The sequence below is a fragment of the Corynebacterium nasorum genome (genome assembly GCF_022347325.1).
In the GTDB taxonomy this organism is placed as follows: Bacteria; Actinomycetota; Actinomycetes; order Mycobacteriales; family Mycobacteriaceae; genus Corynebacterium; species Corynebacterium kefirresidentii.
The window spans coordinates 1-13540 of record NZ_JAKRDU010000008.1; the positions used below are offsets into that span (position 1 = coordinate 1).

Below are 13540 nucleotides of genomic sequence, written 5' to 3' on the forward strand. Positions count from 1 at the left end.
TAACTTCCCGTTAACCTCTCATCGGCAGCCCGTACAAACTTACTCAACTCAAAGAACAAAGTCAAATCATCGAACCAAGTCCGTACAAAATGTCACCATCAAGTAACCTCCCGGCTACCTCCCAGCGACTTGAATTAATGTAGCCCACCACAACCAAACAACACAAATCCCCAGGACAACGGGCATTATGGCAGAGTCTTACCTGGCTAAGTGGCCCCATAGCTACTAATGCCTCAAGGAAACCTGCAATCGAGATGCTTTCTCCCATGTTTGAAAGGCCTCCCTGGTGGACCGCTCCCCTTTAGGTGGGCGATCCCAAAAATGGATTGGGGACGGCGGACAATTAACAGCAAGATGACCACCGGGCTCCTTGCATGGAAATAGGCCCCCGATTTCTCGGGGGCCTATCGGTGGAGCTGCCGGGAATTGAACCCGGGTCCTTCGTCACCTTGCCAGGGCTTCTCCGTGCGCAGTTCGCACAGGATCTCTCCTCGGCCCTCCGGATCGGGCGAACACGTCCGGATGATGGGCCCAGTCACCAGTAAGAGTCCCGACTGGTCCTGATGACCCGGCCAGCCGGCTAGTTCCTTAGTCGATGCCAGGTTCTAGGTCAGGAACGAAACCTAGGCTGACAGACACGCGTCGCTGTAATTAGGCAGCGAGGGCGTAGTCACGCTGAGAGTTCTTCTCTGCGTTTATTGGTTGCTACGACGCTTATACGGTGGTCGTTAGCCTGCACCGGCACGCTTCCCCTGGCTCAGTGCACGAAGTCGAAACCAAATCAACCCCATGCGGTAGGGACGGGATAGTGCATCTTCCCTACGGTTCGTATAACACTACCCCACCCACTTTTATTTCCTCAAGTGCTCCTTCAGCCACTCTTTGAGGACCACTGCGTGGTTGACCTTGCGGTTGGCGGCGGCAAAGAGAAGGGTGGCGTCGGCAAGCGCAAGCAGCTGGGTAAGCTCTTCGGAGTCATTGTCATCCAGCTCAGCCTTGTAGCGGCGGGCAAACTCGTCGAAACGATCCTCGTCGTGGTTCCACCATTTGCGCAGCTCCGGACTCGGCGCGACTTCCTTGAACCATTTCTCGTAGTCCACATCGCTCTTGGCGACGCCCCGGGGCCACATCCGATCCACCAGCACCCCGACGCCTTCGATGGTGTCCTCACCCTTGATGACGTCGTGGACTTTCGCTGTCTTAAACATTGATTCCCTTCACGCGGCGACCGAGCTCGCGGGAGATTTCGCGGTCCTGGTCGCGGCGCTTAATATCCTCTCGCTTGTCATAGTCCTGCTTGCCTTGGGCCAGCGCAAGCGAAAGCTTGGCGTAACCATTTTTGAGATAAACCTTGAGCGGAACCAGGGTCTTATTGCCATTGCGCACTTGGCCATAAAGTTTGTCGATCTCGCGGCGGTGCAATAAAAGCTTGCGGGTGCGCCGCGGGCTGTGGTTCGTCCACGAGCCCATGGAGTACTCCGGAATGTGGAGGTTCCGCAAGTACACTTCGCCATCGTCAATGGTGGCGAAGGCATCATTGAGCGAGATTTTGCCCTCCCGCAGGGATTTAATCTCGGTGCCGAGCAGGACGATGCCACACTCGTACTCCTCGAGAATTTTGTAGTCGTGCCGGGCCCGGCGGTTGGTCGCAAGCGTAGCCTCGCCGGATGCCGCCTTCTTGTTTTTCTTGCCCTTCTTAGCCATAGTTATGCCAGTGTAGTGCCCTTTTGACTGGACCGGCAAACAGACTATTTGCGCACATATGACCGCAGGGTGATATGGGCCGTAACGGCGGTAACCACCAGCGCTAGCAGGCCAACGAGCGGGAGGGCAATCCAGAGATCGCCGGATTTCATAGGAGCAAGCAGCTGTGATTCATAAAGTCCCTGCAGGGACGGGTCTACCACTTGGGACTTGCCCAAGAAGATGCCGGCCCCGCCGAGGAGTACACCGATGAGGGAAGCCAAGACTGCTTCCATGACGAATGGCGCCTGCGTCATCCACCGGCTTGCGCCCACCATGCGCATGATCTCCGTTTCGCGAGTGCGGTGGAATGCAGCAATTTGCACCATATTAGCCACCAAGAAGATGGCCGCCACAGACATCACTATGGCCAGGATGAAGGTGGCATTGCGGATGGAGTCGAGGTTGCTGGCGGCATTGCGCACCTCTTGCTGCTGGTCGACGACGTCCTCTAACGCTGGGTTATCCCGAATCGCATCGATTGCGGAGGCGTCTTCTGGGTCTACAAGCCGCACGTGGAATGCAGCCGGCAGCGCATCAGGGGAAGTTTGCTCCACCATCACAGGGTCGGTGTCTTGGAAAAGTTCTTTGAACCGCTCATAAGAATCTGCGCGGTTGCGGTATTCCACGGACTCGACGGAATCATCCGCCTCCAACTGTTCCTTGATATCCGCACAGGCCGGACTCGTGCAGTCTGGATCCCCGGCAGAAATATCCTCATTGAGCTGAACCATGACCTCGACGCGGTCGAGGTAGATATCCTTGGTGTCCTTGGTCAGGTTGGTCACCATAATGCCGGCGACAACGAGCCCGACCGCAATCGCGGTGGTGATAATCATGGCAATGGTCATAGTCAGGTTGCGGCCAAGCCCCTTTGTGGCTTCGCGGAAAATAAATCCTAGCTTCATGCTTCCCCCTCGTATTGTGCGTCATGCTCATCGCGCACGAGTACTCCATTGCGCAGCTCCAGCACGCGCTTGCGCGCCCTATTGACGGCGCGGGCATTGTGAGTGGACATGACCACGGTGGTGCCGCGGCGGTTGATGCCCAGCAGTAAGTCCATAATCTCGTCAGCGGTGGAGGGATCGAGGTTGCCCGTGGGTTCGTCGGCAAGCAGAAGCTTCGGCCGATTAACCACCGCGCGGGCGATGGCCACACGCTGCTGCTCACCACCGGAGAGCTCATGCGGATAGGCGTTGTGGCGATCGTGGAGTCCCACCAGCTCCAATACCTGCGGGACCGCAGTGGAAATGCGGTACTTGCTCTTGCCAATAACCTCCAGCGCAAAGGCCACGTTTTGATACACCGTCAGCTTTGGAAGCAGGCGGAAATCCTGGAAGACGTAACCGATGGACTGACGCAGAGCGTTGATCTGCTTGCCGGAAAGCTCATTGACGTGGAAATCATCAAAGTAAATATCGCCTTCAGTTACGTTGCTATAGCGCACCATCAGCTCCAAGAAGGTGGACTTACCGGAACCGGATGGACCGATCAGGAAAGCGAATTCACCATCCGCAATCTCGAAAGACACCCCATCGAGCGCTGGGCGGGACTCGGCGGAGTAGGCCTTAGTCACGTTGTCGAATCTAATCACGCGAATCACTGTAGCAACCAAAGTTGACACCGCGCTGTGAACTATATTTAAGTAATGTGGTCTAAGACACTAATTTGTTCCGACCCAATCGACAGAAAGTGCCGATACTATGGCCGAACCCGAAACTAAAGAAAAACCACGTTCTGCAAGCGGCTTCCTGGGCACTGTAGAAAAGATTGGCAATAAGCTGCCGGATCCGTTCTGGCTCTTCGTCATCCTCGCGGCAATCGTTGCTGTGACATCCTGGCTGGGGCACCTCATTGGCATGACCGCCGAGGATCCCAAAACCGGCGAGACCATTGAGGTGCAATCGCTGCTGACCACCGAGAATATCTCGCGCATGGTTACGGACGCGGTGGAAAACTTCACCAGTTTCCCACCGCTCGGCGTCATCCTTGCAGTGATGCTCGGCGTGGCCGTAGCGGAGCAGTCCGGCCTGCTTTCCGCCTTGGTGCGCGGCATGGTCACCAAGGTCAGTGCCAAGATGCTTACCTTCGTCGTGGCGTTGGCCGGTGTGACCGGCTCTGTGGCCTCCGATGCCATCTACGTCATCCTCATTCCGCTGGGAGCCATGGCCTTCCACGCGGTGGGCCGCTCCCCCATCGTGGGTGCAATGGTGGCCTTTGCCGCCTCGTCAGCCGGATTTAATGCCTCGCTGATTCTCAATATCACCGACCTCCTGCTGGCTGGTATTTCTACTCCAGCCGCGCAGTTCGTCGATGCCGAGTATGAGGTCAGCCCGCTGGCGAATATCTTCTTCGTCATCCCTTCCGCCGTGGTGCTTTCGCTCATCATTACCGCGGTCACGGAATTCCTCATGGTGAAAAAGGCCCGCGAATTGGTAGACCACGACCACATCAATTACGAGGAAGTCTCCTTTTCCAAAGCCGCTGGCAGCTCTTCCACCAAGGAAGGGGAAGAGGAAGAATACGACTTCACGGATGATGAAGAGGCCATGCGCATCAAACCCAATGAACAGCGTGGTTTGATAGCTTCCGGCGTCACCCTGGTGATCTTCCTCGCCGCCTTCTTCGCCCTGCTGTTTATCCCTGGTTCCCCGCTGGCGAGCCAAGAAGACAGCTTTATGGAGTCGCCGCTCATCAGCGCCATCGCGGTGCCCATTGCCTTGGCCTTCTTGGTGTGCGGCATTGCCTATGGCTTGGCGGCTGGCACCGTGAAGTCCTTTGCTGACGTGCCGACGTTTATGGCCAAGGGTATCGAGACTCTCGTTCCCATGCTGGTCCTCTTTTTCGCCGTCGCCCAGTTCCTCGCTTGGTTCGAGTGGTCCAACCTCGGCGTATGGACCGCTATTAAGGGCTCCGAGCTACTCCAGCACTGGTCGCTGCCGCCGTTGCTCATGTTCGCCGCGCTGGTCGCCATGGTGGCACTGCTCAACCTATTCATTACCTCCGGCTCTGCCCAATGGGCGCTTATGGCCCCGGTCATCGTACCGATGATGATGTATGTTGGCGTCTCACCCGAGGTCTCCCAGATGCTCTTCCGTATCGGTGACTCACCGACGAATATCATCACCCCAATGTCGCCCTATTTCGCCTTGGCGTTGACCTTCCTGCAGCGATACTACAAGCACGCGGGTGTGGGTACCTTGATGTCGCTCGCCCTGCCCTACTCGCTGTGCATGCTGGTGGGCTGGTTCATCTTCTTCGTTATCTGGTACCTCATCGGCATCCCGCTGGGACCAGGTGCACCGATGCACTTCCCCGCATAAGATTTCGCCGCGAGCTCAAGGTAAAGGCCGAACTGCAGAGACAATCCTCTCAGTTCGGCCTTCGTTGTTTTCCTAACTAGTCCTGCTCTTGCTGCATGCGCCAGCGGATGCCGGATTCAAGGAAGCCATCGATATCGCCATCGAGCACCTTGGAGGGATCACCCACCTCAAAGTTGGTGCGCAGGTCTTTGACCATCTGGTACGGGTGCAACACGTAGGAGCGCATCTGATTGCCCCAGGAGGCGTTACCACCAGCGCCCAGCGCGTCAAGCTCGGCCTGCTCCTCTTGGCGCTTGCGCTCCAAGAGCTTTGCCTGCAGCACGCGCATAGCCGAGGCCTTATTTTGAATCTGCGACTTTTCGTTCTGGCAGGTGACCACGATTCCGGTGGGAATGTGGGTCAGGCGCACCGCGGAGTCGGTGGTGTTGACGGACTGTCCGCCAGGGCCCGAAGAACGATAAACATCGACGCGCACTTCGCTATCTGGGATATCGATGTGGTCCGTTTGTTCCACCACCGGCAGGACTTCTACCTCGGCGAAGGAGGTCTGGCGCCGGCCTTGATTATCAAAGGGCGAGATGCGCACTAGGCGGTGTGCTCCCTGCTCCACGGAAAGCTGGCCATACATGTATTCACCATGGACCACAAAGGTCGCGGACTTGATGCCCGCTTCTTCCGCGTAAGAGATGTCATATACATCCACCTTGTGGCCGTGCTTTTCTGCCCAGCGGGTATACATGCGCATAAGCATTTCAGCCCAGTCCGCCGCATCCACACCGCCGGCACCAGAACGAATATTGATAACCGCCTCACGCGGGTCATACTCACCGGAAAGCATGGTGGTCACCTCTAGGGATTCGATGGCAGATTCCAGGGAATCGAGCTCCTCGTCTGCTAGGGAAGAATCCCCTTCCTCTTCCGCAAGTTCGTACATGACGGGCATGTCCTCGAGACGCCCGCGCAGCGCTTCTAGCTTGCGAACCTTCGCCTGCGCTGCGGAAAGCTCAGAGGTGACCTTTTGGGCATGTACGGGGTCGTCCCACAGGGATGGATCCCCGGCCTGGGCCTCTAGTTCCCGAATGCGGGCAGCCAAAGCCTCTGGGTCCATGACCTTCTCAATGGTGGTCAGGGTGGATTCTAGTTGCTTGAGCCGTGCTGTTACTTCGGGACGCATAGGCCCCAATCCTACCCACCCGGCCATCACAATTAGCCATCGGCCGCGTTTAGGGTGACAATGGTGGGCATGGATCAAAAGCCGAGCTTGCAGGAGATGATCGACGCGGTCATCAAGACCTTTATTGTCGCGCATGCGAATGACGGGGATGCGCACCTTGCGCAAGCCCTCGTCTATAACGCCGGACGCCTAGCGTGGCGCCTGCGTGAGATGGGCGTGGACGTGGAGCAAAAGACTTCCATCTCGGACGTTGTCACGGATGCAGACCGCGCGGCCGAGCGCTTCGTCGCGGGCGTGCTCGAGGCCGTGCGCCCGGAGGACGGCATCCTGGGTGAGGAGGGCGCCGCCCGCGAGTCCCAATCCGGCCGCACCTGGGTCATTGACCCAGTCGATGGCACCTACAATTTCTCTTCCGGCTCCGATTATTGGTGCTCTGCCCTCGCGCTTGCCGACGCCACCGGGATCACCCTTGGTGCTGTCCACCGCCCCGCCATGGGTTATACGTGGTTCGGTGGCCGTGACTACCCCACTTCCCTGGACGGTAAGGAAGTTTCCCGCCTTGCGGCTCAGCCGGCCAAGCAGATTTCGCTATCTACCTATTTGCACCCGACCTCGCTGATGGATGGGGATATCCGCGGGGCATGGCAGCGCGTGGCGGAAAACTTTGCTACAGTCCGTATGCTCGGTGCCGGTTCTGTTGACCTGTCCTCCGTAGCCGATGGCACGTGGGGCGCATGGATGCAGCATTCGGTCGCGGATTGGGATTGGTTCCCCGGCAAAGCTCTCGTTGAAGCAGCCGGTGGTGCCGCCCGCAAGGTAGAAGCCGGCGGTGTCGAATGGTGCCTCGCCGGCAATAAATTGGTAGTGGATCAGATGGAGGATTGGCTCCGTGGGTAAGTTCAAAGAAGACTTGGGCCTCGCGCTCGAGCTGGCGGGCCATGCCGATGTAGTAACCATGCATCGTTTCGAGGCCTCGGATCTTTCCGTTAAGGAAAAGCCGGATATGTCTCCCGTATCGGATGCGGACCTCACCTGTGAGAAGCACATCCGCGAATCCCTCAAGCGCTCCCGCCCGCGCGATGAGGTGCTGGGCGAGGAATACGGCGGCGAGGCCTGTTATAAGGGCCGCCAGTGGGTCATCGATCCCATCGACGGCACCAAGAACTTCGTGCGTGGCGTGCCCGTATGGGCCACGCTCATTTCCCTCTTGGAAGACGGCGAACCGGTGGTATCTGTCGTCTCCGCTCCCGCCCTGCGCCGCCGCTGGTACGCGGCCAAAGGCGCTGGTGCCTTCCGCGTTTTTGGCGGCGAGCCGAAACGCCTGAGCGTTTCCCACGTAGAAAATCTCTCCGATTCTTCGCTGGCGATGAGCTCGCTTACCGGATGGGCTGAGCGCGGCCTGCGCGATAAATTCCTCGCGCTAACGGATAAAACGTGGCGCCTGCGCGGCTACGGAGACTTCTGGTCCTATTGCCTCGTCGCCGAAGGCGCAGTAGATATCGCCGCCGAACCGGAGGTTTCCCTGTGGGACCTCGCTGCGCCCTCGCTCATCGTGACCGAGGCCGGCGGTACCTTCACTGACCTTGAAGGAAACCCCGGCCCGCATGGCGGATCCGGCGTAGCCTCCAACGGACTGCTGCATAAGCACGCCCTCGCCGCGCTACAGGGCTAGGGTCTTCTCCGCAGCTGGAGCACTACCGGGCCGCGGTGCTCGGTAGCTGCACCGGAACAACCACCCGCCTGCGCGCAACTGCCGCAGCCGCCGGTGGGGCACGAGTTGAGCGATTCTCGCACCAGCTCCGCCGTGCGTTCGAGGTGGGCGAGGATGATTTCCACGGTCCCCTGCCCTAACCCAGTAGCTTTTGCAATGTCAGCCAGGTTGGATTTGCCCTGTTTAATGGCCTCTTTGACCTGCTCCGTGGGGCTCATAGGAAACCCTTGAGGACTTGGAAAACTCCCACCGCGAGGATCCAGGCGGAGCCGAGTTGTAGGGCGAAGCCGATGAGTGTCCACTTCCAACCTATTTCTCGCCGCTGCGCGGCTACCGTGGCTACGCACGGGGTGTAGGCCAGCAGGAATACCATGTACGCCCATACTGCCGCGAGTCCGTGCCCGCCAGAGGCCGCATCAAAATCAGCGCGGATATGGCTGGCCAGTGGGGATTCTGCTTGCTCTTCCGGTGCATCGTCAGTGACGTCTTCGACCGCGTAGGTCTGTGCCCACGTAGAAATGAGGGTTTCCTTCGCCACGAATCCAGTGACCAAGGGGCCGGTCAGCGACCAAGAATCAAAGCCTGCCGGGGCAAAGACGGGAGACATTGCCTGAGCAACAGCCCCATAGGCGGAATCCTGTGGCGGCACTGCCTCTTCGTTAAAGGAGTGCCCGCCGGTGACCGGGATGGACATGAGCAGCCAGATGACTACCACCGTGGCCACGATGATGCCGCCGGCGGTATGCAAGAAGCCCTTGAGGCGCACCCACATTACTGAGATGGTGAGTCTAAACGTGGGCAGCTGATAGGCCGGAAGGTCGATAACGAGGGCTTCGGCCGGCATGGCCCGCCACACCGTGCGGCGCAGCGCCAGGCCTACCAACACCACCAAAGCGATGGACAGCACGTACATGGCAAATACCGCGGAACCGGCATGAGCAGGGAAAAATACCTGTGCCAGCATCATAAATACGATCAGACGCGCAGAGCATGAAGTAAAGGGAATAAGCAGGCAGGTGAGGATGCGGTGGCGGACGTCGCCAAGCACGCGCGTGGCTGAGATAGCCGGTACATTGCAGCCATAGCCCACCACGATGGGGATAAAAGCCTTACCCGGCAGGCCGATGGCACGCATCACGCGGTCAGTGACCACGGCCGCGCGCGCCATATAGCCGGAATCCTCCAGCACCGCCAAGCACAAAAACATCAGCGCGAGAAGCGGCGCGAAGGTGAGCACCATGCCTACGCCACCGATGAGACCATCAACCAACAAGCCTGTGAGCAGCCAGTTATCCGGGAGGATACTGCGCGCAGCGGCGGAAACGGGGCCGGTGATGAATGCTTCTAATCCGTCCTGTAGTGGACCCGCGACAGTAGTGGTGATGAAGAAGACCGCCCACATCACCGCCAGAAACAGAATCGGCCCCACCACTGGGTGCAAGACTAGGCGGTCCACGCGGTGGCTGAGCGGTTCGCCAGTATCCGTCCGTGAAACGGCAACCTTTTCCGCCGCGTCCAGATCCACAAAGCGCTGGTCTAAGTCGGCATTGGGCCGGATGGTCCGCGGCTCAGTGTGCATTGCACGGGCAACCTCGCGCTCGAGCGCGTCCAAGTTTTCGCGCCGCCGGCCGTTAACGCTGACTACCGGTATGCCCACCTCGTGTGAAAGCGCGAACGTATCGATGCTTATGCCCTGCTGCTTAGCGATGTCCTCCTTGGTCACCCCAATCACTACCCGATACGGGTGCTCCGCAATCTGGAAAGCGAGGTTCAGTCCGCGCGCCGGCGCAGTGGCATCCACGAGCACCACAACCACATCGGGGCGCTCACACGGCGGAGCCTCCACGAGCATATCGCGGGTAAATTCCTCGTCTGGGCTCATGGGATCCAATGAATAAGCACCAGGAAGATCAATGATGTCAAAGACCTCTGGCTGCGCATTCCACAAGCCACGGCTTATCTCAACGGAGGTACCCGGCCAGTTTCCGGTCTGCACCTTCGCTCCGGTTAGCGCATTGAACAAGGTAGATTTGCCGGAATTTGGAGCCCCTACCAATGCGAGGACCGGCGTTCCCTCCTTCGCAATGCGCATGGCGGAGGTGGAATGGCAGCTCGGCGCGGCGGTTTTTCGTGCCATTATGCTGCCACCGGGATGACTTCGAGCTGGCGAAGGGTAGCCACATCCACCGCATAGTGGGCGGTGCCCACGGTAACTAGGCGCGCACCGCCGGCTACCTTGCGGCCAATCTGTACGCGCACACCTGGGCGGAAACCTAATTCCCGCAAGCGCAGCGCCAACGCCGGCTGCTCGTCGATGGCGTGCTGCAAGCAGCACTCAGGAAGTTCCACCAAAGCGTCCACCGGCGCCTGATCGGCGCGCATACACTCGGATTTTTCGCACCCCGGTTGGCGCCGGGTGCGGGACAATAGGGACAGCTGCAACATCGCGCGGTTACCTCGGTTCTCTCTGACCGGACCATGCCGGTGATATTAGCCACACCCAAGTAGCTACTAGATAAGGCTAACCTTAGTCCGCTTAAGCTTTTCACACAAGAGCTGATTAGTTGTGATTATCAGCACCGGGCAGGGACGTAAAAAGCCCGCTCCCCGAGCTGGGGAGCGGGCGAATGGCTCAGTACAACTAGTCTTCAGGCAGCGTGAAACCAGCGCCTACGCCGCCGCGGCGGTTCATATCCGCCAAGACCGCATCCATATTGGTGGCAGCAGTCGGGTTATGAACCGGCCCCTGCAATGGAGTACGGCACGGGAAATTCACCGGCAGGAATCCACCGGAAATGGAACCAATGAGGCGGCCATTGACTAGCAACGGCGCACCAGAATCACCCATCATGGCGCAAACTTGGTTTACCTGAATCTTCTTTGCCTGCTGATAGGTAATGCCACAGGTCTTGCCGGTGGCAACGCCCTGCTTGCACACCTGCTGCCCTGGTTTGACGCCACCGCCTAGTTCATTGACGGTTACGCCATTGTAGGAACGGGACACCTTAGCCTTGGAACCAAACTCAATAACGGCATAGTCCAGATCCTCATTCTTGGACACCACGGTGCCCGTCGGTCCGATTTGCTCCGAATCAGCGGAGGTAACTGAATCGCCCACATTGCCGCAGTGGCCAGCGGTCAGCCCCACCTTGCGGCCACCATTATCGTTGCCTGCCGCGGTCAGAGTGCACATCGTCTTGTCATTGACGTAGAGCGGGGTGCCTGGACCATAGAGGGACTCACCCTGATTCATGGCTGCAACAGACTCTTCTGGAATGCGTGGGGCATCAAACATGGAACCCGGCACCCGGTGCAGGACGTAATCAGCCTGTGGCTTGCCCGCGGCTACCTTGGAAAAGCCATCGTTTTTCCACTTATAGTTCGGATCGGTGCCCTGCGGTTTAAACTCCGGCTGGGTAGCCTGCTCCGCTAGGCCGATGGGATTCGGGTTGGTCAGCGGTTCCGCGTACTGCGCATGCTGCTGTGCCACGTCCTGCGCATTGCGTACAGAAGCATCTACTGCATCGGTGACGTTCTTATCCACCTGCGGGGTCTGGATACCAACCTCCGCCAGGCCATCGCGGACCTGGTTAATAATCCCTGCGGAGTCGAAATCCGGTTGGGGCAATTCCTGGGCGCCTGCGGCCGGGGAACCCAGAAAAAACGCACCAGCGAAAGCCGAGCCCACCAGAACTTTCTTAAGGTGCGGAATGCGAAGCATCAAGGTACCTACTTTCAGTTGTCAACATCGTGCAAGCTCGATAGTGGCACGAAAGAATTGTGGAAACAGCAAACTCTTGTGACTGTGTCCAAGCCGTTATATTTCTTCCAGACTTCGGGGGTGATCACCCCTCCCCTATCATGGAGAACATGCCCACACCGCTGTCCTATTCTGATGTCTCCGACTTTCCACAGCTGCATATGTCGCGGGTTATCGATGCTGACTTTGACGCCGCCGCACACCGACTTTTCCGCTGGTCAGTACAACGCAGCGGTCTTTTCCGTGTCCGCCCGACCCATGAGGTAGTGGAGCTGGGCGCGGAGGTCACCCTCGGCTTGGGTCCATGGGATTTTCACTGCCGCGTAGTCGATGTCTTCCATGAGGATGGCCGCTGCGGATTCACCTATGGCACCCTCCCTGGACACCTCGAGCGCGGCGAAGAGACCTTCACCCTAGAGCGCCTGCGCGATGGTCGCACGGTGTTGCTTATCGACGCCGCCTCAGAGCCCTTCCTCCCCTTCCTGCGCCCCCTTGTGGACGTGCCGAGGCGCCTGCTTATCAGCAGGCTTTATCTCCACGCCTTGGACGAATAGCAGGATTGTATATACGACTAAAGCCGCCTCCCCAGCCCGGGGAAAGCGGCTTAAACTCGGCGCTGGTTAATTCTTGCGCTTGTCCTCAATGGACTCGCGTGCATCGCGCACAGCGCCCTTAACGCGGTCAAAGAAGCCACCCTTCTTCGTGGACTCCTCCTGGTACTCATGCGCCTTGTCCTCCACGAAGCCTTTAGCACGCTGGAAGGCATCACCTACGGCGCTACCTGCCTCGGACGCCTTATCCTTTAGCTGATCTAGGCGCTCAGAGGACTGCTGACCGTTGACGTTGTCTTGGTTCGGTGCAGTTGCAATGCGCTCTTCGTGTGCTTCGCCCACGATGTGCTGGCTGGGCGCGTAGTCCGAATTGTCCTCATCCAGCTTTTCCTGCAGGTCCGGCTGCTGCGGGGCGGAACCAATGTGCTCTTCCTTCGCACCGCCTACGATGTGCTGGCTGGGCGCGTAGTCCGAGTTATCCTCATCCAGCTTCTCCTGCAGATCCGGCTGCTGCGGAGCGGAACCAATATGCTCTTCCTTCGCCCCACCTACGATGTGCTGGCTCGGCACGTAGTCAGAGTTATCCTCATCCAGCTTCTCCTGCAGATCTGGCTGCTCAGCAGCCTTACCCACATGTTCTTCCTCCGCACCAGCAACGACGTGGCTCTGCGGCTCATACTTGCTTGCGGCGGACTCATTGTTGTCCACAGATGGGTTTCCGACCGGCTTGGACAGACCGGCAGCACCCGCGGCGCCTGCCGCTGCAACGCCGGCACCCGCAGCGGCAGCTCCAGCGCCGGAATGCGCGGACTTATTAGCCTTAGCCGACGAAGACGCGGTGTCTTCAGACGCTAGGTACTTATAGTCATTGCGATCCAAGTCAACCTCGTGGCCTAGGTTATTCGCCATTACTACGTACTCCTTTAAATAGATCTATCTTCTCCCCTCTAGGGTTCCAGAAAGTTGGGAAGCATGCACGATAAACTTTGTCGGGGGCATCCCATTCCAGCGGCGGAAGCGAAACGTGCATTGCAGCCACGTTCTGACGAGAATTGCGGCAGGCATAGACAAAACGGGCTTGCACTAGACAAATGCGCCTGCTGGTGGAGATCAGAAAACAAAAACGACCCTCACCGGCGAACCGATGAGGGCCTAGAAGTTGGTAGCGGGGGCAGGATTCGAACCTACGACCTCTGGGTTATGAGCCCAGCGAGCTACCGAGCTGCTCCACCCCGCGTCGAGATGACTTCCATCATCTGCGCTTGAACAGTACGTTAA

Annotated in this window: 14 protein-coding genes, 1 tRNA gene and 1 other RNA gene; 4 read left to right on the forward strand and 12 right to left on the reverse strand. The window is 58.6% G+C overall.

Annotated elements, in window-relative coordinates; translation table 11 throughout:
- Window positions 1-408: 408 nt before the first annotated feature.
- The 5 genes from ssrA to ftsE form a co-directional block, all read right to left on the reverse strand.
- Window positions 409-789: a transfer-messenger RNA gene (ssrA, locus tag MHK05_RS07610) on the reverse strand.
- A 62-nt stretch (window positions 790-851) separates the two neighbouring features.
- Window positions 852-1208: a DUF488 domain-containing protein gene (locus MHK05_RS07615; RefSeq protein ID WP_023020832.1), complete on the reverse strand. Its 357-nt coding sequence runs from the start codon at window positions 1206-1208 to the stop codon at window positions 852-854.
- The gene (gene smpB, locus MHK05_RS07620) at window positions 1201-1704 is read right to left on the reverse strand and encodes an SsrA-binding protein SmpB (RefSeq protein WP_005322310.1); all 504 of its coding nucleotides are present in this window, start codon (window positions 1702-1704) and stop codon (window positions 1201-1203) included. The genes MHK05_RS07615 and smpB overlap by 8 nt, the downstream gene beginning before the upstream one ends.
- Window positions 1705-1748: 44 nt before the next feature.
- Window positions 1749-2651, reverse strand: coding sequence for a permease-like cell division protein FtsX (ftsX, locus tag MHK05_RS07625; protein ID WP_239205872.1), 903 nt, complete (start codon window positions 2649-2651; stop codon window positions 1749-1751).
- On the reverse strand, window positions 2648-3337 hold the full coding sequence (gene ftsE, locus MHK05_RS07630; protein ID WP_239205874.1) for a cell division ATP-binding protein FtsE: 690 nt from the start codon (window positions 3335-3337) through the stop codon (window positions 2648-2650). Before ftsE ends, ftsX begins: the two co-directional genes overlap by 4 nt.
- 109 nt (window positions 3338-3446) lie before the next feature.
- On the opposite strand from ftsE, the gene MHK05_RS07635 reads away from it, so the two are divergent.
- Window positions 3447-5066 (forward strand): AbgT family transporter, encoded by a 1620-nt coding sequence (locus MHK05_RS07635; RefSeq protein ID WP_239205876.1) that lies wholly within the window; start codon window positions 3447-3449, stop codon window positions 5064-5066.
- A gap of 76 nt (window positions 5067-5142) precedes the next feature.
- Here MHK05_RS07635 and prfB read toward each other — a convergent pair whose 3' ends face one another.
- Window positions 5143-6240, reverse strand: a complete 1098-nt coding sequence (gene prfB / locus MHK05_RS07640) for a peptide chain release factor 2 (RefSeq protein WP_239205878.1) — start codon at window positions 6238-6240, stop codon at window positions 5143-5145.
- Window positions 6241-6300: 60 nt separating this feature from the next.
- Here prfB and MHK05_RS07645 point away from each other — a divergent pair, with 60 nt between their 5' ends.
- Complete coding sequence (locus tag MHK05_RS07645) at window positions 6301-7137, forward strand: inositol monophosphatase family protein (protein WP_239205880.1); 837 nt, start codon at window positions 6301-6303, stop codon at window positions 7135-7137.
- Window positions 7130-7912 (forward strand): histidinol-phosphatase, encoded by a 783-nt coding sequence (gene hisN / locus MHK05_RS07650; RefSeq protein ID WP_239205882.1) that lies wholly within the window; start codon window positions 7130-7132, stop codon window positions 7910-7912. The genes MHK05_RS07645 and hisN overlap by 8 nt, the downstream gene beginning before the upstream one ends.
- Here the strand turns inward: hisN and MHK05_RS07655 are convergent.
- The 4 genes from MHK05_RS07655 to MHK05_RS07670 all read right to left on the reverse strand — a co-directional run bounded on the left by MHK05_RS07655 (window position 7909) and on the right by MHK05_RS07670 (window position 11672).
- Window positions 7909-8169, reverse strand: coding sequence for a MarR family transcriptional regulator (locus MHK05_RS07655; protein ID WP_086588881.1), 261 nt, complete (start codon window positions 8167-8169; stop codon window positions 7909-7911). The genes hisN and MHK05_RS07655 overlap by 4 nt on opposite strands.
- Complete coding sequence (feoB, locus tag MHK05_RS07660) at window positions 8166-10088, reverse strand: ferrous iron transport protein B (protein WP_239205884.1); 1923 nt, start codon at window positions 10086-10088, stop codon at window positions 8166-8168. The genes MHK05_RS07655 and feoB overlap by 4 nt, the downstream gene beginning before the upstream one ends.
- On the reverse strand, window positions 10088-10333 hold the full coding sequence (locus MHK05_RS07665) for a FeoA domain-containing protein (protein WP_239205886.1): 246 nt from the start codon (window positions 10331-10333) through the stop codon (window positions 10088-10090). The genes feoB and MHK05_RS07665 overlap by 1 nt, the downstream gene beginning before the upstream one ends.
- 259 nt (window positions 10334-10592) lie before the next feature.
- Complete coding sequence (locus tag MHK05_RS07670) at window positions 10593-11672, reverse strand: S1 family peptidase (protein ID WP_239205888.1); 1080 nt, start codon at window positions 11670-11672, stop codon at window positions 10593-10595.
- A gap of 149 nt (window positions 11673-11821) precedes the next feature.
- Between MHK05_RS07670 and MHK05_RS07675 the strand changes: the two genes are divergently transcribed.
- The gene (locus MHK05_RS07675) at window positions 11822-12265 is read left to right on the forward strand and encodes a DUF1990 domain-containing protein (RefSeq protein ID WP_239205890.1); all 444 of its coding nucleotides are present in this window, start codon (window positions 11822-11824) and stop codon (window positions 12263-12265) included.
- 66 nt (window positions 12266-12331) lie between these two features.
- On the opposite strand, the gene MHK05_RS07680 is transcribed toward MHK05_RS07675, so the two are convergent.
- Window positions 12332-13171 carry a kinesin gene (locus MHK05_RS07680; protein WP_239205892.1) on the reverse strand — a complete coding sequence of 280 codons (840 nt, stop codon included), beginning with the start codon at window positions 13169-13171 and terminating at the stop codon, window positions 12332-12334.
- A gap of 251 nt (window positions 13172-13422) precedes the next feature.
- Window positions 13423-13499: transfer RNA gene (locus MHK05_RS07685), tRNA-Met, on the reverse strand.
- Between the last annotated feature and the right edge of the window lie 41 nt (window positions 13500-13540).

Coding starts and splice junctions, on each gene's coding strand:
- MHK05_RS07615 (WP_023020832.1), bottom strand. CDS start 1,208: ATGTTTAAGACAGCGAAAGTCCACGACGTCATCAAGGGTGAGGACACC.
- smpB (WP_005322310.1), bottom strand. CDS start 1,704: ATGGCTAAGAAGGGCAAGAAAAACAAGAAGGCGGCATCCGGCGAGGCT.
- ftsX (WP_239205872.1), bottom strand. CDS start 2,651: ATGAAGCTAGGATTTATTTTCCGCGAAGCCACAAAGGGGCTTGGCCGC.
- MHK05_RS07635 (WP_239205876.1), top strand. CDS start 3,447: ATGGCCGAACCCGAAACTAAAGAAAAACCACGTTCTGCAAGCGGCTTC.
- prfB (WP_239205878.1), bottom strand. CDS start 6,240: ATGCGTCCCGAAGTAACAGCACGGCTCAAGCAACTAGAATCCACCCTG.
- MHK05_RS07645 (WP_239205880.1), top strand. CDS start 6,301: ATGGTGGGCATGGATCAAAAGCCGAGCTTGCAGGAGATGATCGACGCG.
- MHK05_RS07655 (WP_086588881.1), bottom strand. CDS start 8,169: ATGAGCCCCACGGAGCAGGTCAAAGAGGCCATTAAACAGGGCAAATCC.
- feoB (WP_239205884.1), bottom strand. CDS start 10,088: ATGGCACGAAAAACCGCCGCGCCGAGCTGCCATTCCACCTCCGCCATG.
- MHK05_RS07665 (WP_239205886.1), bottom strand. CDS start 10,333: ATGCGCGCCGATCAGGCGCCGGTGGACGCTTTGGTGGAACTTCCTGAG.
- MHK05_RS07670 (WP_239205888.1), bottom strand. CDS start 11,672: ATGCTTCGCATTCCGCACCTTAAGAAAGTTCTGGTGGGCTCGGCTTTC.
- MHK05_RS07675 (WP_239205890.1), top strand. CDS start 11,822: ATGCCCACACCGCTGTCCTATTCTGATGTCTCCGACTTTCCACAGCTG.
- MHK05_RS07680 (WP_239205892.1), bottom strand. CDS start 13,171: ATGGCGAATAACCTAGGCCACGAGGTTGACTTGGATCGCAATGACTAT.